The 23,638-nt window shown below is 71.8% G+C and carries 21 protein-coding genes; 7 read left to right on the top strand and 14 right to left on the bottom strand.

What is annotated here, in order from left to right; translation table 11 throughout:
• Nucleotides 1-101: 101 nt before the first annotated feature.
• The 4 genes from AB0877_RS10335 to AB0877_RS10320 are packed head-to-tail and all read right to left on the bottom strand — an operon-like array spanning nucleotide 102 to nucleotide 3,730.
• Complete coding sequence (locus AB0877_RS10335; protein ID WP_366608278.1) at nucleotides 102-1,313, bottom strand: ABC transporter permease; 1,212 nt, start codon at nucleotides 1,311-1,313, stop codon at nucleotides 102-104.
• Nucleotides 1,310-1,999, bottom strand: coding sequence for an ABC transporter ATP-binding protein (locus AB0877_RS10330; protein WP_366608425.1), 690 nt, complete (start codon nucleotides 1,997-1,999; stop codon nucleotides 1,310-1,312). Before AB0877_RS10330 ends, AB0877_RS10335 begins: the two co-directional genes overlap by 4 nt.
• Nucleotides 1,999-3,132 (bottom strand): efflux RND transporter periplasmic adaptor subunit, encoded by a 1,134-nt coding sequence (locus AB0877_RS10325; protein WP_366608277.1) that lies wholly within the window; start codon nucleotides 3,130-3,132, stop codon nucleotides 1,999-2,001. The genes AB0877_RS10330 and AB0877_RS10325 overlap by 1 nt, the downstream gene beginning before the upstream one ends.
• Nucleotides 3,119-3,730: a hypothetical protein gene (locus AB0877_RS10320; protein WP_366608276.1), complete on the bottom strand. Its 612-nt coding sequence runs from the start codon at nucleotides 3,728-3,730 to the stop codon at nucleotides 3,119-3,121. The genes AB0877_RS10325 and AB0877_RS10320 overlap by 14 nt, the downstream gene beginning before the upstream one ends.
• A gap of 113 nt (nucleotides 3,731-3,843) precedes the next feature.
• Between AB0877_RS10320 and AB0877_RS10315 the strand changes: the two genes are divergently transcribed.
• The 3 genes from AB0877_RS10315 (at nucleotide 3,844) to AB0877_RS10305 (ending at nucleotide 8,206) form a co-directional block, all read left to right on the top strand.
• Nucleotides 3,844-4,539 (top strand): response regulator transcription factor, encoded by a 696-nt coding sequence (locus tag AB0877_RS10315; protein ID WP_366608275.1) that lies wholly within the window; start codon nucleotides 3,844-3,846, stop codon nucleotides 4,537-4,539.
• A complete protein-coding gene (locus AB0877_RS10310; RefSeq protein WP_366608274.1) occupies nucleotides 4,529-6,499 on the top strand; it encodes a HAMP domain-containing sensor histidine kinase in 1,971 nt (656 codons plus the stop codon). The genes AB0877_RS10315 and AB0877_RS10310 overlap by 11 nt, the downstream gene beginning before the upstream one ends.
• 111 nt (nucleotides 6,500-6,610) lie before the next feature.
• Nucleotides 6,611-8,206, top strand: a complete 1,596-nt coding sequence (locus AB0877_RS10305; RefSeq protein ID WP_366608273.1) for an NAD(P)/FAD-dependent oxidoreductase — start codon at nucleotides 6,611-6,613, stop codon at nucleotides 8,204-8,206.
• On the opposite strand, the gene AB0877_RS10300 is transcribed toward AB0877_RS10305, so the two are convergent.
• Both AB0877_RS10300 and AB0877_RS10295 read right to left on the bottom strand, forming a co-directional pair.
• On the bottom strand, nucleotides 8,187-8,894 hold the full coding sequence (locus tag AB0877_RS10300) for a TMEM175 family protein (protein ID WP_366608272.1): 708 nt from the start codon (nucleotides 8,892-8,894) through the stop codon (nucleotides 8,187-8,189). The two genes, AB0877_RS10305 and AB0877_RS10300, sit on opposite strands and share 20 nt — an antisense overlap.
• 126 nt (nucleotides 8,895-9,020) lie before the next feature.
• Nucleotides 9,021-10,601, bottom strand: coding sequence for a Rieske 2Fe-2S domain-containing protein (locus AB0877_RS10295; RefSeq protein WP_366608271.1), 1,581 nt, complete (start codon nucleotides 10,599-10,601; stop codon nucleotides 9,021-9,023).
• Between the two features lie 198 nt (nucleotides 10,602-10,799).
• Here AB0877_RS10295 and AB0877_RS10290 point away from each other — a divergent pair, with 198 nt between their 5' ends.
• Nucleotides 10,800-11,021, top strand: coding sequence for a DUF2631 domain-containing protein (locus AB0877_RS10290; protein ID WP_036412111.1), 222 nt, complete (start codon nucleotides 10,800-10,802; stop codon nucleotides 11,019-11,021).
• An 87-nt stretch (nucleotides 11,022-11,108) separates the two neighbouring features.
• On the opposite strand, the gene AB0877_RS10285 is transcribed toward AB0877_RS10290, so the two are convergent.
• The 8 genes from AB0877_RS10285 to AB0877_RS10250 all read right to left on the bottom strand — a co-directional run bounded on the left by AB0877_RS10285 (nucleotide 11,109) and on the right by AB0877_RS10250 (nucleotide 20,252).
• The gene (locus tag AB0877_RS10285; protein WP_366608270.1) at nucleotides 11,109-12,275 is read right to left on the bottom strand and encodes a DivIVA domain-containing protein; all 1,167 of its coding nucleotides are present in this window, start codon (nucleotides 12,273-12,275) and stop codon (nucleotides 11,109-11,111) included.
• Nucleotides 12,276-12,306: 31 nt separating this feature from the next.
• Entirely contained in the window at nucleotides 12,307-13,464 is a 1,158-nt protein-coding gene (rlmN, locus tag AB0877_RS10280; protein WP_366608269.1) for a 23S rRNA (adenine(2503)-C(2))-methyltransferase RlmN, read from the bottom strand.
• A 104-nt stretch (nucleotides 13,465-13,568) separates the two neighbouring features.
• Nucleotides 13,569-14,990 (bottom strand): phosphatidate cytidylyltransferase, encoded by a 1,422-nt coding sequence (locus tag AB0877_RS10275; RefSeq protein WP_366608268.1) that lies wholly within the window; start codon nucleotides 14,988-14,990, stop codon nucleotides 13,569-13,571.
• Between the two features lie 400 nt (nucleotides 14,991-15,390).
• On the bottom strand, nucleotides 15,391-15,948 hold the full coding sequence (gene frr, locus AB0877_RS10270) for a ribosome recycling factor (RefSeq protein WP_088946658.1): 558 nt from the start codon (nucleotides 15,946-15,948) through the stop codon (nucleotides 15,391-15,393).
• Between the two features lie 83 nt (nucleotides 15,949-16,031).
• Entirely contained in the window at nucleotides 16,032-16,799 is a 768-nt protein-coding gene (gene pyrH, locus AB0877_RS10265) for a UMP kinase (protein ID WP_030335195.1), read from the bottom strand.
• Nucleotides 16,800-16,960: 161 nt separating this feature from the next.
• On the bottom strand, nucleotides 16,961-17,788 hold the full coding sequence (gene tsf / locus AB0877_RS10260) for a translation elongation factor Ts (RefSeq protein ID WP_366608267.1): 828 nt from the start codon (nucleotides 17,786-17,788) through the stop codon (nucleotides 16,961-16,963).
• Nucleotides 17,789-17,922: 134 nt separating this feature from the next.
• Nucleotides 17,923-18,825, bottom strand: coding sequence for a 30S ribosomal protein S2 (rpsB, locus tag AB0877_RS10255; protein ID WP_366608266.1), 903 nt, complete (start codon nucleotides 18,823-18,825; stop codon nucleotides 17,923-17,925).
• A gap of 305 nt (nucleotides 18,826-19,130) precedes the next feature.
• Nucleotides 19,131-20,252, bottom strand: a complete 1,122-nt coding sequence (locus tag AB0877_RS10250; RefSeq protein ID WP_366608265.1) for a hypothetical protein — start codon at nucleotides 20,250-20,252, stop codon at nucleotides 19,131-19,133.
• 235 nt (nucleotides 20,253-20,487) lie between these two features.
• Here AB0877_RS10250 and AB0877_RS10245 point away from each other — a divergent pair, with 235 nt between their 5' ends.
• Genes AB0877_RS10245 through dprA form a run of 3 tightly spaced genes read left to right on the top strand, consistent with a single transcriptional unit; the run spans nucleotide 20,488 to nucleotide 23,615 of the window.
• On the top strand, nucleotides 20,488-20,847 hold the full coding sequence (locus AB0877_RS10245) for a YraN family protein (RefSeq protein WP_355005226.1): 360 nt from the start codon (nucleotides 20,488-20,490) through the stop codon (nucleotides 20,845-20,847).
• A gap of 30 nt (nucleotides 20,848-20,877) precedes the next feature.
• Nucleotides 20,878-22,398, top strand: coding sequence for a YifB family Mg chelatase-like AAA ATPase (locus AB0877_RS10240; protein WP_366608264.1), 1,521 nt, complete (start codon nucleotides 20,878-20,880; stop codon nucleotides 22,396-22,398).
• On the top strand, nucleotides 22,395-23,615 hold the full coding sequence (gene dprA, locus AB0877_RS10235) for a DNA-processing protein DprA (RefSeq protein WP_366608263.1): 1,221 nt from the start codon (nucleotides 22,395-22,397) through the stop codon (nucleotides 23,613-23,615). Before AB0877_RS10240 ends, dprA begins: the two co-directional genes overlap by 4 nt.
• Nucleotides 23,616-23,638 lie beyond the last annotated feature (23 nt).

The raw sequence follows: 23,638 nt of genomic DNA, 5'->3' as shown, positions 1-23,638 counted from the left end.
CCCCGCCACCCCGTTGATCATGAAGTTATTGCCACGACCCGCCGCGCCGAGTGGCAATAACTTCATGATCGACCAAGGAGGTCACCGGCAGCGGGGACCTGTCAGGGGGTTGTTAGGGCTTCGGTGGGGGTTTGGCGGGCGGCCCGGATGGACGGGTAGACGCCGGCGACCACGCCTACCAGGAGGGCGGCGGCTACTCCGCCGAGCACCGCGGGCAGTGGGATGGTGGGCGGCCAGCCCTGGTAACTGGCGTAGCCGACCGTGGCGAGCACCCCCAGGGCGGCACCGGCGGCACCGCCGAGCACGCTGAGCAGCACCGACTCGGTGAGGAACTGCACCCGGATCTGGCCGCGGTTCGCGCCGAGCGCCCGGCGCAGGCCGATCTCCCGACGACGTTCCAGCACCGAGATGACCATCGTGTTGGCCACCCCGATCCCGCCGACCAGCAGGGCGACGGCTGCCAGCCCGAGGAACAGCGCGGAGAAGCTGTCCTCGGTGGCCCGTTTCGCGGCGAGCGCGTCGGAAGGGCGGCTGACCTGGACCAGCCCGGGGAGCTGCGGGTTGAGGGTGGCCGGCAGCACGCCACGGACGTCCTCCAACGCGTCCTCCCTGGCCCGCAGGTAGACGACGGTGGGGTGACCGTCGAAGCCGAGCATGGCCTTGGCGGCGTCCCACCCGACCAGCACCGAACGGTCGAGATCCGGGGAGAGCGGCAACGGGTCCAGGATCCCGATCACCGTGAACCAGCGCTCACCGATGAACACCTGTGGTGGTTGCCGGGGGTCCACAGTGGCGAAGCCGAGCCGGCTCGCCGCGACGTAGCCGAGGACAGCGGTCGGAAGCCGGGCCGACCCGTCGTCGAGGGCCCGGCCGCTGCGGACCCGGCCGTTGACGGTCCCCAACAGGTCCGGCCGGGACGCCAGCACGGTGAGCCCGGACGTGTCGTACCGGTCCAGCAGGTCGTTGCGGCGTACGGCGGTGTGGGTGTTCGCGACCGCGCTCGCCGCGTGGACCGGCCCGATCCGCGACGCCATGGCGGCGGCGTCCTCGGGCAGGAGGGCGGGCGGGTTCTGATCCGGCACGGGTTCGGCGCGCAGCAGGTTGGTGCCGAGGGCGGAGAGCTGCTCCATCAGACCGCGCTGGCTGGACGCGGGGATACCCACCACGACGACCAGCGTGGCGATGCCGATGGAGATGCCCAGGGCGGAGAGGACCGCCCGCATCCGGCGGGTGGTCAGGCCGAGCAGACCGAGCCGGAGTACGTCGGTCGGGGCGAGTCGGGTCGACCGGGCGCCACCCGGGGACGCGCTCACGCCCCACCCCCGGCGACGGTGTCGGCGACGATCCGGCCGTCGCGGATCTCCACCCGTCGAGGCGTACGGGCGGCGAGATCGCGGTCGTGGGTGATCACGGCGATGGTGGTGCCCTCCGCGTTGAGGTCGGTGAGCAGGGCGAGAACCGCCTCTCCGTTCGCCGTGTCGAGGGCACCGGTCGGCTCGTCGGCCAGCACCAGCGCCGGCTCGTTGACGAGCGCCCGAGCTATCGCCACCCGCTGCCGCTCCCCGCCGGAGAGCTGCTGCGGCAGGTGGTTCACCCGGTGCGCCAGGCCGACCCGGCCCAACGCCTCGATCGCGGTGCGGCGACGGCGACGCCGGGGCACCCCGGCGTAGAGCAGGCCGGTGGCGACATTCTCGGCGGCATCCAGCCCGTCGGTGAGGTGGAACTGCTGGAAGACGAAGCCGAGCCAGCGGCCCCGCAGCGCGGAGAGCCGACGGTCGGACAGGGCGGTGACCTCCTGCCCGGCGACGCGTACCCGACCGCTGCTCGGCAGATCGAGGGTGCCCATGATGTTCAGCAGGGTGGACTTGCCGGACCCGGACGGCCCGACGATGGCGAGCATCTCCCCGGCGCGCACGGTCAGGGAGACGTCGTCCAGTGCGGTCACCCCGCCGGGGTACGTCCTGCTGACTCCCTCGACGGTCAGCACCGCTTCGGCGATCACGATGCCGTCACCACGTCGAGGCCCTCGGTGACACCGGTGCCACTGACCTCGACCAGGCCCCGGGCGAACATCCCGGTCTCCACGGCCACCAGCGCACCGTCGGGCAGTTGCAGCGCATGTCCACCCTCGCGCAGCGCCACCAGCGCGCCGACCGGCACCGCGAGCACGCCCTTGTGGACGGTGGTGGTGAAGCGGACCTGAACCGTGGCCGCGTCCAGCTTGGCCACGTCCGCCGCCCGGGTCGGCGCGACGAGGACGTCCACGGTCGGCGGGCTGCCCTGCCCGGTGCCGCCGTCCGACCCACCGCCGCGCACCGTCTGCGAGATCGAGGCGACCTTCGCCGGGATCTCGGAGCTGTCCGGCAGGGCGACGACCACGGCGGCACCCACCGTGATGGCGCCCACGTCGGTGGCCCCGACCGGCACGGTGACCAGCTTGACCTTCTCGGTGACGGCCAGCAGCTCACCGGCGACCGGGTCACCGGGCAGCGCCTTCACCGCGCTGACCCGGGCCGACCCGGCCAGCACCGCGACCTGCCCGACCGCGATCGCGCCGGTCGGGTCCAGGCCGACGGCCTGCTGCCACTTCTTGATCGCGCCGACGAGGCTCGTGGTGAGCAGGGCCTGACCGGCGTCGATCTTCGTGCCGTCGGTGGTCCGCGACGGCTGCGAGCCGGTGTGGTAGCCGAGCGCCCTCAGGTTGTCCGACACGATCCGCACGTCGCTGCCCACCAGACCTGGCTTGTCGAGCGTGCGGAAGAGCGGCGTCCCGCCGAACAGCACCGGCACCGGTCGGTCGTTGACCCAGTAGAGCGGCTTGCCCCGGGCCACCGTGTCGCCCACCTTCGGCAGCCGGGTGACGACGCCCTCCCCGGCACCCTTGACCAACCGCTCCGGGCCGAAGCCGAGTGTGCCGTTGAGCGAGCGGCTGTCCGACAGGTCGGCCCGGGTCACCGTCGTCGTGGTGACCGGCGGTGGGGCGTCCGTGGCGTCGTCCCGAGGACCGTGGCGCAGGGCCAGCGCCCCGACGCCGGCACCGACGGCGACCACCAGGGTCACCGCCGCCACCACGATCGCGGTACGCCGGGTCGTCCGCCGACCAGGATCGTCGTCCGGGCTACTTCTTGGCACCGAAGATCTCCATCGTGCAGTCCCGCTCGACCTTGTCCATCGCGGCACCCTCAAGCCCGTTGGTCGGGTCGGCGACGCCGTCGTCGTAGGTCCAGCCCGAGCCGTCCGGCAGTGAATGGATCTTCAGCCCGCGCCCGCGCAGGCACTGGACGTAGTCGTTCCACTGGCTCACGTAGTTCGGGTTCTTGTCCGGATCCAGCTCCGGCGGCTGGAGCGGCAGCTTGTTGGCGCACGCCACGTACGCCGCCTTCGGCTCCCCGCTCTGGTCCAGCGACAGGCCCGTGCCGTCACCCACCGGGCCGGGCCGGGACCGGCCGTCGTTCAGCTTCACGCCGTTGTCGTGCAGGCAGATGTTGTACAACCCCCAGAGCTGGTTCTCCTCCTCGTCGGTGCTGTCGAGGCGCAGCTGTGGACGGCCGCTGACCGTGGTGCCGGTAGCGCTCGCCGAGGCGGACGGGGTGGTCAGCGACGCCACCTCGCCCGTACCGCTGGCGGTGTCCTTGTCGGCGTCACCGCCACCGCCACAGCCGGCCAGGGCGGCGACGAGCACTGTGGCGGCGGCGAGCCCGGCCGCGACCCGATGGGTTGAGTTGGTCATGGCGTGCAGCTTCACGCCCGGGTGTCAGAGACCTGTAAGGAAGCGGTCGTCATCCGATAGCCCCAGCTCAGCGGCCGTACTGGAACCGGTACGCGCCACGTACAGTCGCTGCCGTGTGTGCGTACGTGCTGGTGGCCGAGGACGACCAGAAGCAGGCGGAGTTGGCCCGCCGCTATCTGGAACGCGAGGGGCACGAGGTGACGGTGGTGGCCGACGGTCGGGCCGCCCTGGAGCAGATCCGTCAGCGACCCCCGGCGCTGCTCGTCCTCGACGTGATGATGCCGAAGGTCGACGGCCTGGACGTCTGTCGCATTCTGCGGCGGGAGTCCGACCTGCCGGTGCTCATGCTGACCGCCAGGTCGACCGAGGACGACCTGCTGCTCGGCCTCGACCTGGGCGCCGACGACTACATGACGAAGCCGTACAGCCCCCGTGAACTGGTCGCCCGGGCCCGCAGCCTGCTGCGCCGGGGCCAACGGACGCCGGCGGACCCGGTGCTGCGGGTCGGTGCCGTGCAGGTCGACCCGGTGCGCCACGAGGTACGCAGCGACGGACGCCTCGTCGACTGCACACCCGGCGAGTTCCAGCTGCTCCAGGCGATGGCCGCCCAGCCCTCCCGGGCGTTCACCCGGGATCAGCTCCTGGGCTACCTGCACGGGTTCGACAGGTACATCACCAACCGGACCGTCGACGTGCACGTGATGAACCTCCGCCGCAAGATCGAGCCGAACCCGCGCAAGCCGGCCCGGCTGGTGACCGTGTACGGCATCGGATACAAGCTCGTCGAAGAGCCACCCCGTGTCGGGTGAGGTCCCGCTGCGCCGCAGCCTGCTGCTCCGACTGCTGGCGCTGGCCGTCCTCATCGCCATCGGCTCGATCGCGGCGACCGCCTGGCTGGCTGTGCGCACCACCACCGGAGCGATCCGGCAGGAGCAGGGTCAGGCGCTCGCCGACGACGCGCGCATCTACGACACGGTGCTCGCGTACGCGGCGACCCACCCGAGCTGGGACGGAGTCGACGCGACCCTCCGGCCGCTCGCCCAGGACGTCGGCCGACGGATCGCCCTGACCACCGAGACCGGTGCGCCGATCGCGGACTCGGCCCCCGGAGCGGGCCCGTTGCCGACGACGTCGTCCGCGACCGTCGACGCGCTCGCCGTCGACACCGCCCTGATGCCCGGCACCACCCCGTCGAGCAGCGGTGACGGCGGCACCACCCCGGCGGGCGGCAGCGGTGACGGCGGCACCAGCCGCATCGACCCGCGCACCACCGGGCCGTACCTGCTTCCGCCCGAGGAGCGCGCCGCGCTGCGCGACAAGGCGGCCCGCGCGGCCCAGTGTCTGCGGCTCCGGGCGCAGATCGACGCCACCGTGGTGGACGGGCCCACCGGCCGCCCTCGCCTCGACACCCCCGGCACCGACCTCGCCGACAGTGCCGTCTGCGCTCCGTTGCGGGAAGAACTCGCGACCCGTACGGCCACCGAGGGCAAGGCGCTCGCCCAGCTCAACGCGCTGGTGAACACCTGCCTGGCGCGGCGACGCCTGCCCGCCGTGCAGGTGGACCTGAACTGGACCTGGACGAGGCAGCCGGCGGCCAGCGCACCCGACTCCCGCAGCGCGGCGGGGGTAGACCAGGAGCACAACCGGTCGGTCAGCGCCTGCGTCGGCACCAGTCGACGCGAACAACTCCTCCCGTACGTCGCCCCGGCCGCGACCCTCTTCGTCACCGACCCGGGCGGTCGCCCCTCGACCACCTTCGACCTCTCCCCCGCCAACCAGACCCGCATCGTCGCGGTCGCCGGACTCGTCCTGCTGGTCACGATCGGCTTCACCGTCCTCGCCGGAATCCGGCTGACCCGCCCGCTGCACGCGCTGACCAGGGCCGCCCAACGGATGCGCGACGGCGACGGCGCCGCCCGGGTCCGGGTGACCGGCCGCGACGAGATCGCCCGGTTGGCCGAGGCCTTCAACGACATGGCCGAACGGCGGGAACGGCTGGAGCAGCTACGCCGGGCCATGGTCAGCGACATCGCCCACGAGATGCGTACGCCGGTGAGCAACATCCGGGGTTGGCTCGAAGCGGTCGAAGACGGCGTCGCGGTCCCCGACCGCCGGCTGCTCGCCTCACTGCTGGAGGAGGCGACACTGCTCCAACATGTGATCACCGACCTACAGGACCTGGCCGAGGCCGACGCGGGCGCGTTGCGGCTGCACCGTGAAGAGGTCTACCTCACCGACCTGCTCGCCCAGGTCGCGGAGGCGCACCGGGCCCAGGCCGACCGGGTCGGCGTCACCATCACGGTACGCACCGAGGCCGACCCGCGGGTGGACGCCGACCCGGTGCGACTCCGCCAGGCCGTCGGCAACCTGGTGGCCAACGCGGTACGGCACACCCCGTCGGGCGGGCACGTGACGATCAGCGCCAGCGCGACCGACGCCGAGGTCGCCATCTCGGTGACCGACACCGGCAGCGGCATCAGCGCCGAGGACCTGCCCCGGGTCTTCGACCGCTTCTGGCGGGCCGAGAAGTCCCGGAGCCGGCAGACCGGCGGCAGCGGCCTGGGTCTCGCCATCGTGCGCAAGCTCGCCGAGGCCCACGGCGGCACAGTCAACGCCACCAGCACCCCCACCCAAGGCTCCACCTTCACCCTCCACCTCCCCCACCCTCCCCCCATCCCCCCATCCCCCGCCCACCGCCCCGCCCCCGCCCCGCCCCGCCGGGTTGATCATGAAGTTATTGCCACGACACGCCGCGCAGAGTGGCAATAACTTCATGATCAACGGGGAGCAGGGTGGGAGCCGGACGGGGAGTGGGGTGGGGACCAGGGTGGGGAGCGGGGTGGGTGGGGTTGGGGTGTGGTGGGGCTAGGGTGCGGTGGTATGAGCAGTGAGATTCCAGCCCGCGCCGACGTCGTGATCATCGGTGCCGGGCACAATGGTCTGGTCTCCGCTGTCCTGCTGGCCCGCGCCGGCCTGGACGTCCTCGTGTTGGAGGCAGCCGACGTGATCGGCGGCGCGACCCGCACCGAGAACCCGTTCCCGAAGGTGCCGGGGCTGCGCCACTCCACCGGGTCGTACCTGCTCGGGCTGATGCCCCCGGAACTGCTCGCCACGCTCGACGTACGGATCCCGGTGCTGCGCCGCGACCCCCACTACTTCCTTCCCACCCCGGGTGGCCTCGGCTCGCCGTACCTGCTCTTCGGCAGTGACACCGCCGCCACCCGGGCGCAGCTCGCCGAGTTCTTCTCCCCCGCCGACATGGCCGCCGACGACGCCATGCAGGCCGAGCTGGCCGCGCTGCGGGAAGACCTCGCCCCGGCCTGGTTGGCCGAGCCGCTGAGCGTCCAGGAGACCGCCGAGCGGCACGTCCGTCCGGCGCTGCGCCAGGTCTTCGTCGACCTCGTGCAGGGCTCGGTCGCCGACTACCTGGCCCGGTTCGAGTTCCGCTCGGAGCTGCTGGTCAGCATGTACGCGGTCACCGACGGTCTGTCCGGGCTCAACGCCGGCCCGGACGACCCCGGCACCGGCCACAACTTCCTCGTGCACAACATGTGCCGGCTGCCCGGCTCCGGCGGCACCTGGATGATCGCCGAGGGTGGGATGGGCACCGTCTCCAGGACCTTCGCCGAGGCCGCGCGCGCCGCCGGAGCAACGATCCTGACCGGTACGCCGGTGCACGCGGTGACCCTGGACGGCGGCGCGGCGAGCGGAGTGGTGCTGGCCGACGGTCGGGAGGTCGCCGCCCGGGTGGTGCTCGGCGCGTGTGACCCGTACCGGATGATGGAGCTGTTGCCCGACGGTGCGCTCCCGGCGCGGCTCGGCGAACGGATGGCGGCGGTCCGCCGGCCCGGCACCACCCTCAAGCTCAACCTGGCGCTCACCGGGCTGCCGCGGTTCTCCTGCCTGCCGGACGGCACGCCGAGCCCGTTCGGCTCGACGATCCACCTGCTGCCCGGGTCGGCGTCGCTGGTCGGCGGGGCGCAGACCTCACCGATGACCGCGCTGCGCGCGATGTGGGCGGACGTGCAGGCCGGGTTGCTGCCGGCGGAGCCCACCATCGAGTGGTACCTGCACACCACTGTCGACCCGTCGCTCTCCGACGCCGCCGGGCACCACTCATCGGCGCTGTTCGTCCAGTCCGTCCCCTACGAGTTGGCCGGCACCACCTGGGACGCGGAGCTGCCCGGCTACGTCGACCGGCTGCTCGGAATCGTCGAGCGGTACGCCCCCGGCACCGGCGAGCTGATCGCCGACGCGGTGCCGTTGCCGCCGCCCGGCATCGAGGAGCACTTCGGCATCACCGGCGGCCACATCCACCACGTCGACAACACCGTCTCGTTCACCGATCGGATGCCGTACGCCACCGGCGTCGACGGTGTGTACGCCGGCAGCGCCGGCTGCCACCCGGCCGGCAGCGTCATCGGCGCGGCCGGCCACAACGCCGCCCGCCGCATCCTCACCGACCTCGGCCGCTGACCGGCAGTGTGCTGGCGCGGGCGGAGGGCCGGAGGTCACCCGGCCCCCCGATCAGGTAGAAGCCGACCAGCAGCAGGTACGCGCACAGGCTGAGGATGGGGTTGACGAAGACGATGGCGAACGCGACCAGGTAGAACAGGGGCTTCAGCACTATCCGCCGCGCGACGGCCCTGGCCAGCCGGGGATCCAGGTCGGGGTGGAGCAGTCCGCGCCGACGAGCCCACCACCAGGTCAGGTTCACGAAGATCGCCTCACCGAGCACGGTGCCGACGTAGAGGGCGGCGGTCAGCCGCTGCTCGGTCGGGCTGCCCCGCAGGTTGTCCGACAGCAGGTCGGCGGTGAACGGGATCGTGGCGATGAAGAGCAACACGAGCAGGTTGAAGACCAGCAGCATCTGGTCCACCCGGGCCACGTACCGCCACAGGTTGTGGTGGGCGAGCCACACCTGCCCGGCGATCGCGAAGGTGATCACGTACGCCAGGTAGGACGGCCAGGCGTGGGCCAGGGCGTCCGGAAGCTCTCGCCCGCTCTCCCTGGCCGGGCCGGTCTGGAGCAGCTCGACGGCCATCACCGTCAGCACGACCCCGAAGACCCCGTCGCTGAACGTCTCCACCCGAGCGGCGTCCCGGGCCTTCTCCCGGCCGCGCCCGTACCGGTACTCGCTCTCCCGCGCGTCCGCCCCCGCCACTCACACCCCCAAGCCCGGTCGCCGCGCGGTCACCCCACCCGCGATCTTGCACTTTTTGTCGCCGCTATGGGGTGATTGCCCCACTTTGCTGGGTCCGAAAGTGCAAGATCGCGGGTGGGGTGGGGGTCAGATCACCGCTTCGCCGGCCGGGGCGGGGGTCTCCGCGTCCACCCGGTGGGCTCGCACCTTGTGGCCGACGCTGGTCAGGCAGCGGCCGGACGGCAGGTCGAAGCGCCAGCCGTGCAGCTGACAGGTGAGCTGGTCACCGTCGACGATGCCGAAGCGGGTCAGGTCGGCCTTCAGGTGCGGGCAGCGCCGCTGCACCACCCAGTCGCCCAGCGTGATGTCCTCGGCGTCGGTGCTGCGCTCGTGCTCGTCGTACCAGCCCTCGGCGTACTGGAGACGCTCCTCGGACAGGCACTTGAAGAAGGCGTAGACGAACTCGTTGTACTGGCCGATCCGGGCCGCCGAGAACCGGCAGGACAGGAAGAGCGAGTTGACCCAGTCCACCTCGTCGATGAAGAGCAGGTGCTCGATCAGCGACCGCTCCATCCGGAACCGGTAGCGGACCTTCTCGTCCGCGTACGGCCGGACCTCCTTACCCGGGAAGTCCACCACGATCGACTCGACGCTCTCGCCGTCGTAGCCGACCAGGTCGAAACGGACCGGGCCACCGACCCCCTTGGCCAGGTAGATCGACTCGTCGAGCAGCGGTTCGATCCGACGCTTCATCTCGCCGAGCACGTCCACCTCGGGATGCCGCCAGGACGCCTTCTCCGCCTCGATGATCGGACGCTTGCGCTCCCGCATCTCCTCCAGGTGCGCGACCTTGTTGGCGAAGAACTCCTGCACCGGCACCGGATGGGTGGTGCTCGCGCCCTCGGTGGTGACCTCGGCGACGCTGCCCGGCAGCAGCACGATCCCGTTGGTGCCGCCGACCTTGGCGTACTCGCTCAGGAAGACCGACTGGTCGGGGAAGATGTTGCCCTCGTCGCCGTGGATGTCGTTGAACTGCCACAACTCGTCGTCGAGGAAGCACGGCGGGCCGGCGATCGGGAAGACGTGCGACGCCTTCAGGTCGTCGATGTAGCGCCAGGTCCGATCGAACTGCCGGTCGCGCTTCTGCTTGCCGAACGCGGTCTTCGCCGCCTGGGGCAGCTCGTAGACCATCGGATACCAGATCGCGCCGGAGAACTGGAGCAGATGCGCGTGCACGTGCCCCAGCTCGGCGAAGAGGCTCAGGTCGGTGGGGCGGGCGTCGTTCTGGTTGAGCAGCCGCACCCCGTCGTACTCGACCCAGAGCGACGAGTCGCCGATCGGCCCGTCGGTCGGGCTGGTCAACGCCTGAATCATGACCTTCAGACCGCCGGGCAGCTCCACCACCTGCTCGTTGGGGGTCTTCAGGAACTTGGTGAAGCCCAACGCCCGGAACTCGTCCTCCATCTCCGAGGTGGGGAACTCGGGGAGCAGGACCGTGGCGTCCTTCGAGACGAAGTCACGCAGGTGCTGCGCGTCGAAGTGGTCCCGGTGCAGGTGGGAGACGTACAGGTAGTCGACCTGACCCAGACTCTCCCAGTCCAGCAGTGAATTGTCGGGGAACGGGAACCACGACGCGAAGTAGGCCGGGTTGACCCACGGGTCGCACAGGATGCTGCCCGCGGCCGTGTCGATCCGCATGCTGGCGTGCCCGGTTCCGGTCACTCGCACCGCACAGTCCCCCTCAAACAGACAATCAGGTGTACGCCAAACGCTACCGGAGCGAGTCTGACCGCCGCCCCGCGACGCCGGTAGTGCCCTCCAGCCCAGGTGGGGCAGGGCCGATGGCCAGGAAACCCCCACCCCACCGCACCGCGTACGAGGCGTGCCAGACTAACCAAAGATCCGATCGCGAGGGAAGGACCGACAGTGGCAGGAAGCGAGCCGGTAACGTCGCCAGACCAGCACAAGCCCGGGCACCGCAAGGCCGGGCAGATCGGCGCCGTGCTGTCCGCACTGGCGCTGCTGGCGATGATCTGCGGCAACCACGAGGGCAGGGTCGAGGACATCTGGCTGATCGGCCTGGCCGCGCTGCTGCTGATCATCGTGATCGGCGACATCGTGTTGCGGCGCAGCGGTCTGCGCTCCTGACCCGACCCACCGCCGGACGACCGGCCGACGTACGCCGAGGGCCCGCCCCCACCCGGGGGACGGGCCCTCGTCCGTGTCGCGTCGGGGTCAGCGCCCGAAGAGAATGTCCTGCACGTCCTTCAGCGCGGCGTCGACCTCGGCCTCGAAGTAGCCACCCGGCACCAGGCCGAACCGGAGCGTGTCCAGGTCCTTCGGGTCGACCGGCATCGGGTTGCGGCGCTGCATGCCACCGAGCAGGGTGTCGAAGAACCGGTCCACCTGGTCGGGGTCGTACCCGCTGCCGAACCGGCGCACCTGGAAGCTGCGACGGATCTGGTCGACCCGGTACAGGTCACTGCCGGGCGGACCGGCCATCGGCGGACCACCCATCGGCGGACCGGCCACCGCAGGAGGACCGGCCATCGGCGGCGGACCGGCCATCGGCGGGCCGCCCATGCCCTGCTGCGGCAGCGGAGGCGGACCGGCCGGACCACGGCGCATGTCGCGCAGATCCCGCTCCGGCATCCGGATCTCGGCCGTCATGTCGGCGCGACCGTGCCGTCCGGCCTCGAAGCCGTCGAAGCGCGGCTCCTCCGGCGGCGGCGGATAACCGCCGGGCGCGCGCTGGTCGTCCTGGCCGTACCCGCCGCGCTGATCATCCGGGCCGTAGCCACCGGGTGAGCGCTGGTCGTCCGGGGGGCCGTACGCGCTGGGACCGGCGGGCAGGCCGCGCTGCGGCATACCGTGGCCACCCATCGGGCCGGGGCCCATCGGGCCACCGGGACCCATCGGCGGGCCGGCCGGACCACGTGGCGCGTCGTAACCACCGCCGCGGGGGGCGTCGTACCCACCGGCGAAGGCACCGGTCGGCTCGTCGTAGCGGCCGTAGGGCGGGCCGGGCTGCGCGGGCATCGGCCGGGGCGGCATCGGCTGCGGGACCATGCCCCGGTCGTCACGCATCGGCGGACCCATCCGGTCCGGCGGGCCCATCCGGTCACCCATCCGGGGGTCGCCGCCGCGCCCGGCGTTGTTGCGCTCCTCCAGCTCGGCCAGCTGCCGCTCGACCCGGTCCAGGTGCAGGTCGACCTGCCACTCGTCGTAGCCGTTGAAGCGGACCCGGAAGACGACGTCATGAACCTCCTGGGAGGCCACCGGGGCACCGACCTGTCGGCCGTCGAGCGTCGCCTCGACCCGGTCGAGGAAGGCATCCACCTCGTCGACCTTGTATCCCCGGCGGAGCGCCTTGCGCCGGAAACGCTGACCCTGACTCGCCACTATGTCTCCTGGTCTCGTTCGCCACGCCCGGTCACGCCGGTGCCTCTCCGGCGCGGTCGGTGTTGGTGTCGTTGTCTTCGGCAGCGGCAAGCTGGCCACACGCGCCGTCGATCTCGCGACCTCGGGTGTCCCGAACTGTGGTGGACACCCCGGCGTCGCGCAACCGCCGGACGAACTCCCGCTCGACCGGCTTCGGGCTCGCGTCCCAGCGGCTGCCCGGCGTCGGATTGAGCGGAATGAGGTTCACGTGGGCCAACTTGCCGGCCAGCAGCCGCCCGAGCAGGTCGGCTCGCCACGGCTGGTCGTTCATGTCCTTGATCATCGCGTACTCGATCGACACGCGGCGGCCCGTCCGGGCGGCGTAGTCCCACGCTGCGTCCAGCACCTCGGCTACCTTCCAGCGCTGGTTTACCGGCACGAGTTCGTCGCGCAGATCATCATCGGGCGCGTGCAACGACAACGCAAGGGTCACTGAGAGGTCTTCGCTGGCCAGTCGGTGGATGGCCGGAACCAGGCCAACCGTGGAAACGGTGATGTGCCGCTGGGACAGACCGAGCCCCTCCGGAGCCGGGCTGACCAGCCGACGGATCGCCGCGATCACCCGGTTGTAGTTGGCCAGCGGCTCGCCCATGCCCATGAAGACGACGCGCGACAGCCTCGGCGGGGAACCCGCCACCACGCCGGAGGCCGCCACCCCGGCCATGTAGACCGCCTGGTCGACGATCTCCGCCGTCGACAGGTTACGGGTGAGCCCGGCCTGCCCGGTCGCGCAGAACGGACAGGCCATGCCGCAACCCGCCTGGCTGGAGATGCAGACGGTCACCCGGTCCGGGTAACCCATCAGCACGCTCTCCACCAGCGCACCGTCGTGCAGCCGCCAGAGCGCCTTGCGGGTCGCGCCGTCATCACAGGCCAGCTCGCGCACCGGGTTGAGCAACGTCGGCAGCAACTGGTCTGCCAGCCGCTCCCGGGTCGCCGCGGGCAGATCGGTCATCGCCTGCGGGTCGCGGACCAACCGCCCGAAGTAGTGGTTGGAGACCTGCTTGGCGCGGAAGGCCGGTTCACCCAGCTTGGTGACCAGTTCCTGGCGACCGGCCAGGTCCAGGTCAGCGAGGTGCTGAGGGGGCATGGAGGCCCGGCGCGCGGCGGGGGCGACCGAGATGGCGGGGATCAGGGGCAGGCTCGTCATGGCTGGTCCAGTGTGTCACGCCGTCGGCGGCGGCTGCCGGTCCGGAGGTGTCGGACGGGCCGCGACCGCCGGAGTCGGATGACCAGGTCGCCGTGATTCATACCTCAGCTCACCACCGGCACGAAGACCGCCAACAGCAGGTAGGCCGTCGGCACCGCGAACAGGATCGAGTCCAGCCGGTCCATCAGACCGCCGTGACCGGGCAGCAGGTTGCTCATGTCCTTCACGCCGAGATCCCGCTTGATCATCGACTCGGCCAGGTCGCCGAGGACCGCCGCACAGGAGACGGCCACCCCGAACAGCGCACCCCACCAGGGGGCCACCTCGAACATCAGCCACAGCAGCAACGCTCCGCCCAGGGCCGCCGCGGTGACCGAGCCGGCGAAGCCCTCCCAGGACTTCTTCGGGCTGATCGACGGGGCCATCGGGTGTTTGCCGAAGGAGACCCCGGCCGCGTACCCACCGGTGTCGGAGAGGACCACCCCGATCAGCGTGGCCAGGATGCGCAGATGCCCATCGTCGGGAGCCGCCGCCAGCAACGCCGCGAAACCGGCGAGGAACGGCACGTAGACGGCGATCAGGGTGGCCGCGGTGAGATCCCGCTGGAAGCCGGCCGGCCCGTCACCCAACCGCCAGATCATGGTGCCCAGCACGGTGACCAGCAGCCCCAGGCTGAGCGCGTCCGGGCCCGCGTACCAGGCCAGACCCACTGTCAACACGCCGCCGGCGATCAACGGCACCAGCGGCGGGTGCGCGCCGCTGCGGCGTACCGCGCGGGCCATCTCCCAGGTGCCGACGGCGACCGCGGCGGCGATCACCGGCAGGAAGGCCAACGGATAGAAGGCCAGCGGCACCACGATCAACGCGCCGAGGCCGAGCCCGACCCCGATCGCCGCGGGCAGGTTGCGCCCGGCCCGCCCGGTGCCCACCTGCTGGGTGGCCGGTCGGTCGAGGCTGGCCCGACGTCGCCCCTTCGACCGTCGACCGGTCGTCGGCTCCGGCTCGACGGTCGGCTCCGGATCCGGCCCGATCTCCGCCCCGATGGGCGCCAGCTGCGCGGTCGGGTAATCGGCATCGTCGTCAGAACGGACCGGCCCGTCGAACGGTCCCGGGCCGCCGTACCGGCCGGGCTCACCGAAAGGCGGGAGGCCGCCGCGGGCAGGGGCACCGTCCGCACCGGCGGGCGCGCGGTCACCGTAGCGGTCACCGCGACCCCGGTCGTCGTACCGGTCGGGCTGGTTGCGGTCGTCCACGTGCCGGTCCCGGTCGTCGAAACGGTCGCGCCGGTCCCGGTCGTCGAAACGGTCGTCCGGGCGGACCGGGCGGCCACGCTCGTCGTACGGGTCCGCGGGCCGCGGGTCGGCGTACGGCCGGGCGGGCGGGTCGGCGTACAGCTCAGGGCCGGCGGCCGGACGGCGGCTCCACTGACCGGCCTCCAGCTCCTGGTCCGGCCAGGGCAGCGCCACCGGGCGCTCCGGGCGGTCCCAGCCGCGAGGCTCGCTGCCGTAGGGGTCGGGGTGGGACATCACGCACCGCAAAGCGGCACGAGAACCACCACATGACGCAAGACCACAAGCATCCCCTACACGTGCGATGTTCCTCCGATTGACCGCCCCGACGGTCGGTCGATCCCCGGTGTTCACCACCCGGTGGCCGGGAATCCTGCCGAGCCTACTGCACCGGCCGAATCGGCACGGCGGACGAGGCACGCCCACCGACGTCACCCGGCGCCGCCGGCCCGCCGGCCCGCCGCACACCCATCCGGTACGGCGGACAGCTCGTCCGGTGCGCGATCGAGCACCGCGCCAACCCGCCGGCGTGGTCCGCTGAGGTCGCGCCGGGCACCAGGACCGTCTGGACCCCCTGCTGACCCAGGTACGGAACGAGGCCCGTTCCCGACGTCGGGAACGGGCCTCGGAGCAGGGCTCACACCTCGAGCAGCTCGGTTTCCTTGTGCTTCACCAGGTCGTCGATGCTGGCCACGTACCGCTGGGTCAGGTCGTCGAGTTCCTTCTCGGCGCGGCGGCCGTCGTCCTCGCCGGCCTCGCCGTCCTTGACGATCCGGTCCAGTTCCTCTTTGCCACGGCGGCGGACGTTGCGGATCGCCACCTTGGCCTCCTCGCCCTTGTGCCGAGCCACCTTGATCATGTCGCGGCGGCGTTCCTCGGTCATCTGCGGGAGCAGGATGCGCAGCTGGTTGCCCTCGTTGTTCGGGTTCACCCCGAGGTCCGAGTCGCGGATCGCCTTCTCCATCGCGTTGATCTGCGAGTTGTCGTACGGCTTGATGATCGCCATCCGCGGCTCGGGAACCGCGATGGACGCCATCTGCGTCAGCGGCGTGGGCGTGCCGTAGTAGTCGATAATGACCTTGGAGAACATGGCGGCGTTGGCGCGACCGGTACGGATGGCGCCGAACTCCTCCTTGGCGTGCTCAACCGCACGCTCCATCTTCTCCTCGGCCTCGAGGAGGGTGTCGTCGATCACCGGTCTCCTCGCCTCCTTCTGTGCTCGTGGTGGGCTCTGCTGAAAGTCGTCAGACCGCTGTCGTCGTCGCCGGTAGGCGGGGTTCAGGCGGTGATCAGGGTGCCGATCTTGTCGCCACCCACCGCGCGGATGATGGTGTCGTCACCCTGCGCGCCAAAGACCAGCATCGGCAGGCCGTTCTCCATGCAGAGGCTGAACGCCGCCGCGTCGGCCACCCGCAGGTTGCGGCGCAGCACCTCGGAGAAGGTGATCGAGTCGAGCTTACTGGCGGTGGGGTCGATCCGCGGGTCGGCGGTGTAGACGCCGTCCACGCCGTTCTTGCTCATCAGCACCACGTCGGCCCGGATCTCCAGCGCCCGCTGGGCGGCCACCGTGTCGGTGGAGAAGTACGGCATCCCGGCGCCGGCGCCGAAGATGACCACGCGGCCCTTCTCCAGGTGCCGGATGGCCCGCAGCGGGATGTACGGCTCGGCGACCTGGGCCATCGTGATGGCGCTCTGCACCCGGGTCTCGATGCCCTCCTTCTCCAGGAAGTCCTGGAGCGCGAGGCAGTTCATCACCGTGCCGAGCATGCCCATGTAGTCGGCGCGGGCCCGGTCCATCCCACGCTTCTGCAGCTCCGCGCCGCGGAAGAAGTTGCCTCCGCCGACCACCACGGAGACCTGCACGCCGCGGCGGACCACTGTGGCGATCTGCCGGGCGATGGCCTGGACGACGTCCGGGTCGACGCCGATCGCGCCGCCACCGAAAACCTCACCGGAGAGCTTCAGCACCACCCGGCGGGCGCGCCCCGGCGGCGGTGCCGTCGGATCGTCCAGCTCCAGCGTCCGGTCACTCACAACCTGCGTCATCCGCCCCGCCCTTCCCCACGCGCACGCCCCGTGCGGCGCGTACCGCGAACCTGCCGCTGCCGACCCTATGTGACGAGGAGGCCGCGGTGCCTGTCACGTACACCGGCGGCCTCCTCGTTGACGTCTTCTGCCCACGGGCGCGCGTGGCGCCCGATGGCGGCTCAGGCCTGGCCGACCTCGAACCGCACGAAGCGGGTGACCTCGATGCCGGCCTCGGCCAGCAGCTGCTTCACCGACTTCTTGTTGTCGGAGACGGACGCCTGCTCGATCAGGACGAAGTCCTTGAAGAAGGAGTTGACCCGACCCTCGATGATCTTCGGCAGGGCCGCCTCGGGCTTGTTCTCCTCGCGGGCGGTCTGCTCGGCGATGCGCCGCTCGGACTCGACGACCTCGGCCGGAACCTCGTCCCGGGTGAGGTACTTCGGCCGCATCGCGGCGATCTGCATGGCCACACCACGGGCGTCGGCGTCGCCGGCCTCGTCGGTCTTGCCGGTGTACGACACCAGCACGCCGACGGCCGGAGGCAGGTCCTGGGCCTTGCGGTGCAGGTAGACGGCGGTGGTGCCCTCGACCCGGGCGAACCGGTTCAGCACCAGCTTCTCGCCGATCTTGGCGGACTGCTCCTGGATCAGGTCCGCGATGACCTTGCCGTCGAGCTCGGTGGCGAGCAGCTCCTCGGCGGAGTTCACGCCGGCGCGCTCGCCGTGCTCGACCAGCTGCTGACCCAGCGCGATGAACGACTCGGTCTTGGCGACGAAGTCGGTCTCGCAGTTCAGCTCGAGCAGCGCCTTGCCGGAGTGGGCGATCAGGCCGTTCGCGGCCGTACGGCCGGCCCGCTTGCCAACGTCCTTGGCGCCCTTGACGCGCAGGATCTCGACGGCCTTGTCGAAGTCGCCCTCGGCCTCGGTCAGCGCCTTCTTGCTGTCCATCATGCCGGCGCCGGTGAGGTCGCGGAGCTTCTTGACGTCCGCGGCGGTGATTTGGGACATGGCTCTCTCTTCGGTGTTGAGACGGCGTGTGGATGGTCAGAGGTGCCGGTTACCCGGATCCGGGCGGATGGTGCCCGGCGTACCGCCGCTGCCCGCCGTCCGCGAAAACGGACGGCGGGGCAGCGACGGTGCGATCACTCCGCGGTGGCGGCCGCCGGCTGCTCGGTGGTGGCCTGCGCCGGCTGCTCCGGGGTGGTGGCGGGCTGCTCGGTGGCGGCAGCGGCGGGCTGCTCGGCCGGGGCGGCCTCGTCGGCCTTCTTCGGCTCCAGCAGCTCGCGCTCCCACTCGGTCAGCGGCTCGTCGCTCGCGACACCCTCGGGCTTCTCGTCGTTGCCCCGGCGACGGCCGGAGCGCGCGATCAGACCATCCGCGACGGCAGCGGCGACGACCTTGGTCAGCAGCTCCGCCGAACGGATCGCGTCGTCGTTACCCGGGATCGGGAAGTCGACCTCGTCCGGGTCACAGTTGGTGTCCAGCACCGCGATCACCGGGATGCCCAGCTTGCGGGCCTCGTCGACGGCGATGTGCTCCTTCTTGGTGTCGACGATCCACACCGCGGCGGGAAGCTTCTGCATGTCCCGCAGGCCACCGAGGGTGCGGGTCAGCTTGATCTTCTCGCGGGAGAGCTGCAGGGTCTCCTTCTTGGTGTAACCGGCGGCGGTGCCGCTGAGGTCACCCAGGCCCTCCAGCTCCTTCATCCGCTGGAGCCGCTTGTAAACGGTCTGGAAGTTGGTCAGCATGCCACCGAGCCAGCGGTGGTTGACGTACGGCTGGCCGACCCGGGTCGCCTGCTCGGCAATCGCCTCCTGGGCCTGCTTCTTGGTGCCGACGAACAGGATGCTGCCGCCCTCGGCGACGGTCCCACGCACGAACTCGTACGCCTTCTCGATGTAGTCGAGGGTCTGGCGCAGGTCGATGATGTAGATGCCGTTGCGCTCGGTCATGATGAAGCGCTTCATCTTCGGGTTCCAGCGCCGGGTCTGGTGCCCGAAGTGGACACCGCTCTCCAGCAGCTGACGCATGGTCACGACGGCCATGGTTGGGGTACTCCTCAAGGTCCCTGGTTGTCACGTCCGGCCGGTGGCCGGGCGTCCTGGCGCCTGGTCGCCGACCCATGGTGGACCCGATCAAGATCGGGACCAGGGAGGCCGTCGCTCCACGACGATTCGTGAAGAGGGCGCGCGAGGTCGACCGCACAAGGCGGTCGCCAGTTGGCCAGTGTACGCCCCTCACCCGTTCAGCCGCCCCGGGGTGCGTGTGGCGTACCCCGCCGCCCGCCGCTCGCTGCTCGCTCGTGCGAGTTGCGGGCGGCGGGCGAGCAGCGGGCGGCGGCCGGGTCAGGTCAGCCGGCGGCGAGCGCGGCGGCCACGAAGAGCACCAGGCCGACGGTCAGGTAGGCCGTCGGTGGGCGCAGCCAGCCCCGACCGTTGTCGGCGAGCGCCAGACCTCCGGTTCGTAGCCCGTACAGCCCGGTCGCGAAGATCGGTAGTCCGGCAACCAGGGCGATACCCACCACCACGTTGCCGGCGTCGACCGGATCGCCGGTCACGCCCGCCAGCAGCACCCGCAACGCGGGGACCTCGAAGACCACCACCAACAGAGCGAAGAGTACGGCCAGCACCGGTCGACGGGTCCGATAGACGCCGTCGGCGGCCGGCGGGTACACCGCTGGTTCGCCGGTGGGCAGGTCGGGGCGAGGCCCGATCCCCGGCATCGGGCCGGTCGGCATCTCCAGCGGGTGCGGCGTGTCGCCGCCGCCCCGGGTCGGCTCGACGATCGGGTACCCACCGAGCGGAGCGGGACGAGTCTGGTCAGCGAGCACCCCGGCCGGCACTGTCGACGTGCTGTCGCGGGTGGTCTCCGGCGCCGCGCTGGTCACCGGTGATCCCGCCGTGGTCGTCTCTCGGGCGGCCCGGCGACCGGGCAGCTCTCCGGAGGTCTCGGAGGGGTCCCGGTCCGCCCGCCGCGACCGGGTGGCCCGGTAACCGTCCGCCTCCGGCCGGGCGGCACCCAACGGGTCCACCGCGCCGAAGCGCCCCGAATCAGCCTCGCCCCCACCGAACCGACCGGTCTGGGCGTCGAGGGCGCGAAAGCGACCCGAGTCCGACTCAGGCGTACCGAAGCGGCCCACGTCCACCGCGCTCAGGCGACCCGAATCCGACTCCGGCGTGCCGAAGCGGCTCGCATCGACGGCACCGAAGCGATCCGAGTCCGGCTCCGGCGCACCACCGAAGCTGCTCGCGTCGACGGCACCGAAGCGGCCCGAGTCCGGCTCACGGCGGCGGCCGACGCCGGTGTCGGTGACAGAGCGGTCGTCCTCCGCGCCACGCTGCTCGGGGATCTCGGTGTCCCGGTAGCGCGGTTCGCCCGCGCCGCGCCACTCCGACTCGCCGTAACCGCGACCCCGCTCGTCGGGGTACCAGCGCGACTCCTGATCTTCCGGAAAACTCCGTCGTCCGTCCACGTCAGGCACCGTATGCGACCGGCCACGCCTGCGCCATTTCAACCCGGCGGCCGGGCCGGGACGCCGGCACGAATCGTGCCCCCGAAATGGAGCCACGGGACCCGCACCATGATCAAGGAGACACCGCTAGCACAGCGCGGGCATGATCGTCGCGTTGTCCACAGCACCCCCGTTGTCCACAGCTGGGCTGCCGCCGGGTCGCGGCGACCACCCTCGGGCGGGCACCGTGCCGGCCATGACGAAGCGGAACCAGGCGGTTGGCGCGTACGGCGAGCAATGTGCGGCCCGGCACCTGACCGAGGCGGGGCTGCGCCCCATCGCGCGGAACTGGCGCTGCCCGGCCGGGGAGATCGACATAATCGCGTGGGACGGGCCCGTGCTCGCCTTCTGCGAGGTGAAGACCCGCCGGGGTGAGGGCTTCGGCACCCCGGCCGAGGCGGTCGTACCGGCCAAGGCCCGCCGGCTGCGAGGGCTCGCCGCGCGGTGGCTGACCGAGACCGGCACGACCGCCGAGGAGGTCCGCTTCGACGTGCTGTCGGTGCGGCTGCCCGACGCCGGCCCGGCGCAGGTCGACCACCTCAAGGGCGCGTTCTGAGATGCGTACCCGGAGGATCGGTGACGTGCCGTGAGCTACGCCAAGGTGCTCTGCGTGGGGCTGGTCGGCGTGACCGGACACCTCGTCGAGGTGGAGGCCGACCTGGCCGCCGGTCTGCCGGCAGTGGTGATCTCCGGTCTGCCGGACACCGCACTGCACGAGGCCCGCGACCGGGTCCGCGCCGCCGTGGTCAACTCCGGCCAGCGCTGGCCCAACCGGCGGATCACCCTCAACCTGTTGCCCGCCACGTTGCCGAAGTTCGGGTCGGCCTTCGATCTGGCCATCGCCGCAGCGCTGCTGGGCGGCTCGGGTGAGTTGCCGCTGCTGCCGTTGGAGGGAGTGGTGGTCCTCGGCGAGCTGGGGCTCGACGGGACGGTCCGGCCGGTGCGCGGCGTACTCCCGATGGTCGCCGCCGCGGCCCAGGCCGGCGTCGCGCGGGTGATCGTTCCGGTCGGCAACGCCGCCGAGGCCGCCGTCATCCCCGGGGTACGGGTACGGGCGGTGGACAACCTGCACCGACTCGTCGCCTTCGTTCGGGACGGGACCCCGCTGATCGAACCACCGGCGGACATCCCGGAGCCGCTGACCGGTGGGCCGGATCTCGCCGACGTCGCCGGGCAGCAGCTGGGTCGGCGCGCCCTGGAGGTTTCCGCGGCCGGCGGGCACCACGTGGCACTGCTCGGCCCACCGGGCGCCGGCAAGACGATGCTCGCCGAACGGCTGCCGTCGATCCTGCCCGAGCTGGACGACGACGCGGCGCTGGAGGTCACCGCGCTGCACTCGGTCGCCGGGCTGCTGCCGCCGGGTGGTCGGCTGCTGCGTCGCCCACCGTTCCAGGCGCCGCACCACACCGCGACCGTGCCGTCGCTGGTCGGCGGTGGTTCGGGGCTGGCCCGACCCGGCGCGGTGTCGCTGGCGCATCGCGGGGTGCTCTTTCTGGATGAGGCCCCCGAGTTCAGCAAGGGTGCGCTGGAGGCGCTGCGCCAGCCGCTGGAGCACGGCCGCATCCAGCTCAGCCGCAGCGGGGGCGGCACCGTCTATCCGGCCCGGACCCAGCTGGTGCTGGCCGCCAACCCGTGTCCGTGCGCGAAGCCGGCTGGCGACGCCCACTGCGAGTGTTCGACGCTGGTGCGCCGCCGCTACCTGGGAAGGCTCTCCGGGCCGCTGCTCGACCGGATCGACGTCCAGGTACGGCTGATGCCGGTGCGGGCGGCCGAGCTGATGGCGACCGACGGCGGTGTCGAGCCCTCGGCGACGGTCGCCGCCCGGGTGGCGGCGGCCCGACAGGCGGCGGCCAGCCGCTGGGCGGACCTCGGCCGACGGCTCAACGCCGAGGTGGAAGGGCCGCACCTGCGCCGCCCGCCGTGGCGGCTGCCGGCCCGGGTCACCGTGGAGCTGCGGGGCCGGCTCGACTCCGGCTCGCTGTCGGCGCGCGGCTTCGACCGGGTGATCCGGATGGCCTGGACCATCGCCGATCTCGACGGTCGCGACCGACCTGACCGGGACGACGTCCGGGAGGCGCTTCAACTACGGACGGGGGAGGCGACGTGAGCGCCGAGGAGGAACGACGGCTGGCCCGGGTCGCCCTGACCTGGTTGGCGGAGCCGGGCACGCGCGCTGTGCATCACCTGGTCGAACGGCACGGCCCGGTGGAAACCCTGGAACTGCTGCTCGACGGGGGCAGTCCGGACGGCTGGCTGCACACCACCGTCGCGGCACGCTCGGCGGCCGGCGACGCGCGGGCAGTGGCCGCGGAGGCCCTGGAGCGGGCGGACCGACTGGGCGCCCGCCTGATCACGCCGGACGACGAGGAGTGGCCGGCCCAGGTCGCCAGCCTGGCCGCGTTGCGGCTGCCGGACGTCAGCCGCCGGGTGGACGCGGAGACCGCCCCGCCGCTGTGCTTCTGGGTGCGCGGGAGCTGGCCGCTCGGCGAGGCTCTGGATCGTTCGGTGGCCGTGGTCGGGGCGCGGGCGGCCACCGGATACGGACAGCACGTCGCCACCGAGCTGGGGTACGGCTTGGCGGAGCGGGACTGGACGGTGGTGTCCGGTGGCGCGTTCGGCATCGACGCCGCCGCCCACCGGGGCGCACTCACCGCTGGCGGTCTGACCATCGCGGTGCTCGCCTGTGGGCTCGACCGTCCGTACCCGATGGGCAACGCCGCGCTCTTCGACCGGATCGCCGAGACGGGGCTGCTGGTCAGCGAGTGGCCGCCCGGTGCCGAGCCACTGCGACCCCGTTTCCTGATCCGCAACCGGGTGATCGCCGCGGGCACCCGGGGCACCGTCGTCGTGGAGGCGTCGGCGCGCAGTGGCGCGACGCAGACCGCGCGGCGAGCGGTCCACGCCGATCGGGTGGCCATGGTGGTACCGGGGCCGGTGACCTCGGCGATGTCCGTCGGCGCGCACGAGTTCCTGCGCGAGTTCCCCGACAAGGTCCGACTGGTGACCGGGGTGGCCCACGTGCTGGAGGAGGTGGGTCGGATCGGCGCGGACCTGGCCCCGCTGGCGCGTGGACCGCAGCGGGCCACCGACGCGTTGGACGACGACGCGCGGTCGCTGCTGGAGGCGCTGCCCCGCCGGGGCGCGGTGGGCGTGGACCGGCTCTCCGCGCGCGCCGGCGTCGACGTACGGACCGCGTTGCGCAAGTTGTCGCTGTTGGAGGAGCTGTCCATGGTGGTCCGTCGCGACGACGGCTACGCCCTCGCCGCACCCGTCAAACCCAAGCGTGCTGCGGCGGCGGAGCCGTCCGTTCTGCCTGGTACGTGAGCGGGTGCGAAACAGCCCGCCGG

Source organism: Micromonospora sp. NPDC047644 (assembly GCF_040704315.1).
Classification (GTDB): Bacteria; Actinomycetota; Actinomycetes; order Mycobacteriales; family Micromonosporaceae; genus Micromonospora.
Note: the sequence above shows the minus strand (reverse complement) of the source record. Positions and strands in the feature narration are given on the sequence as shown.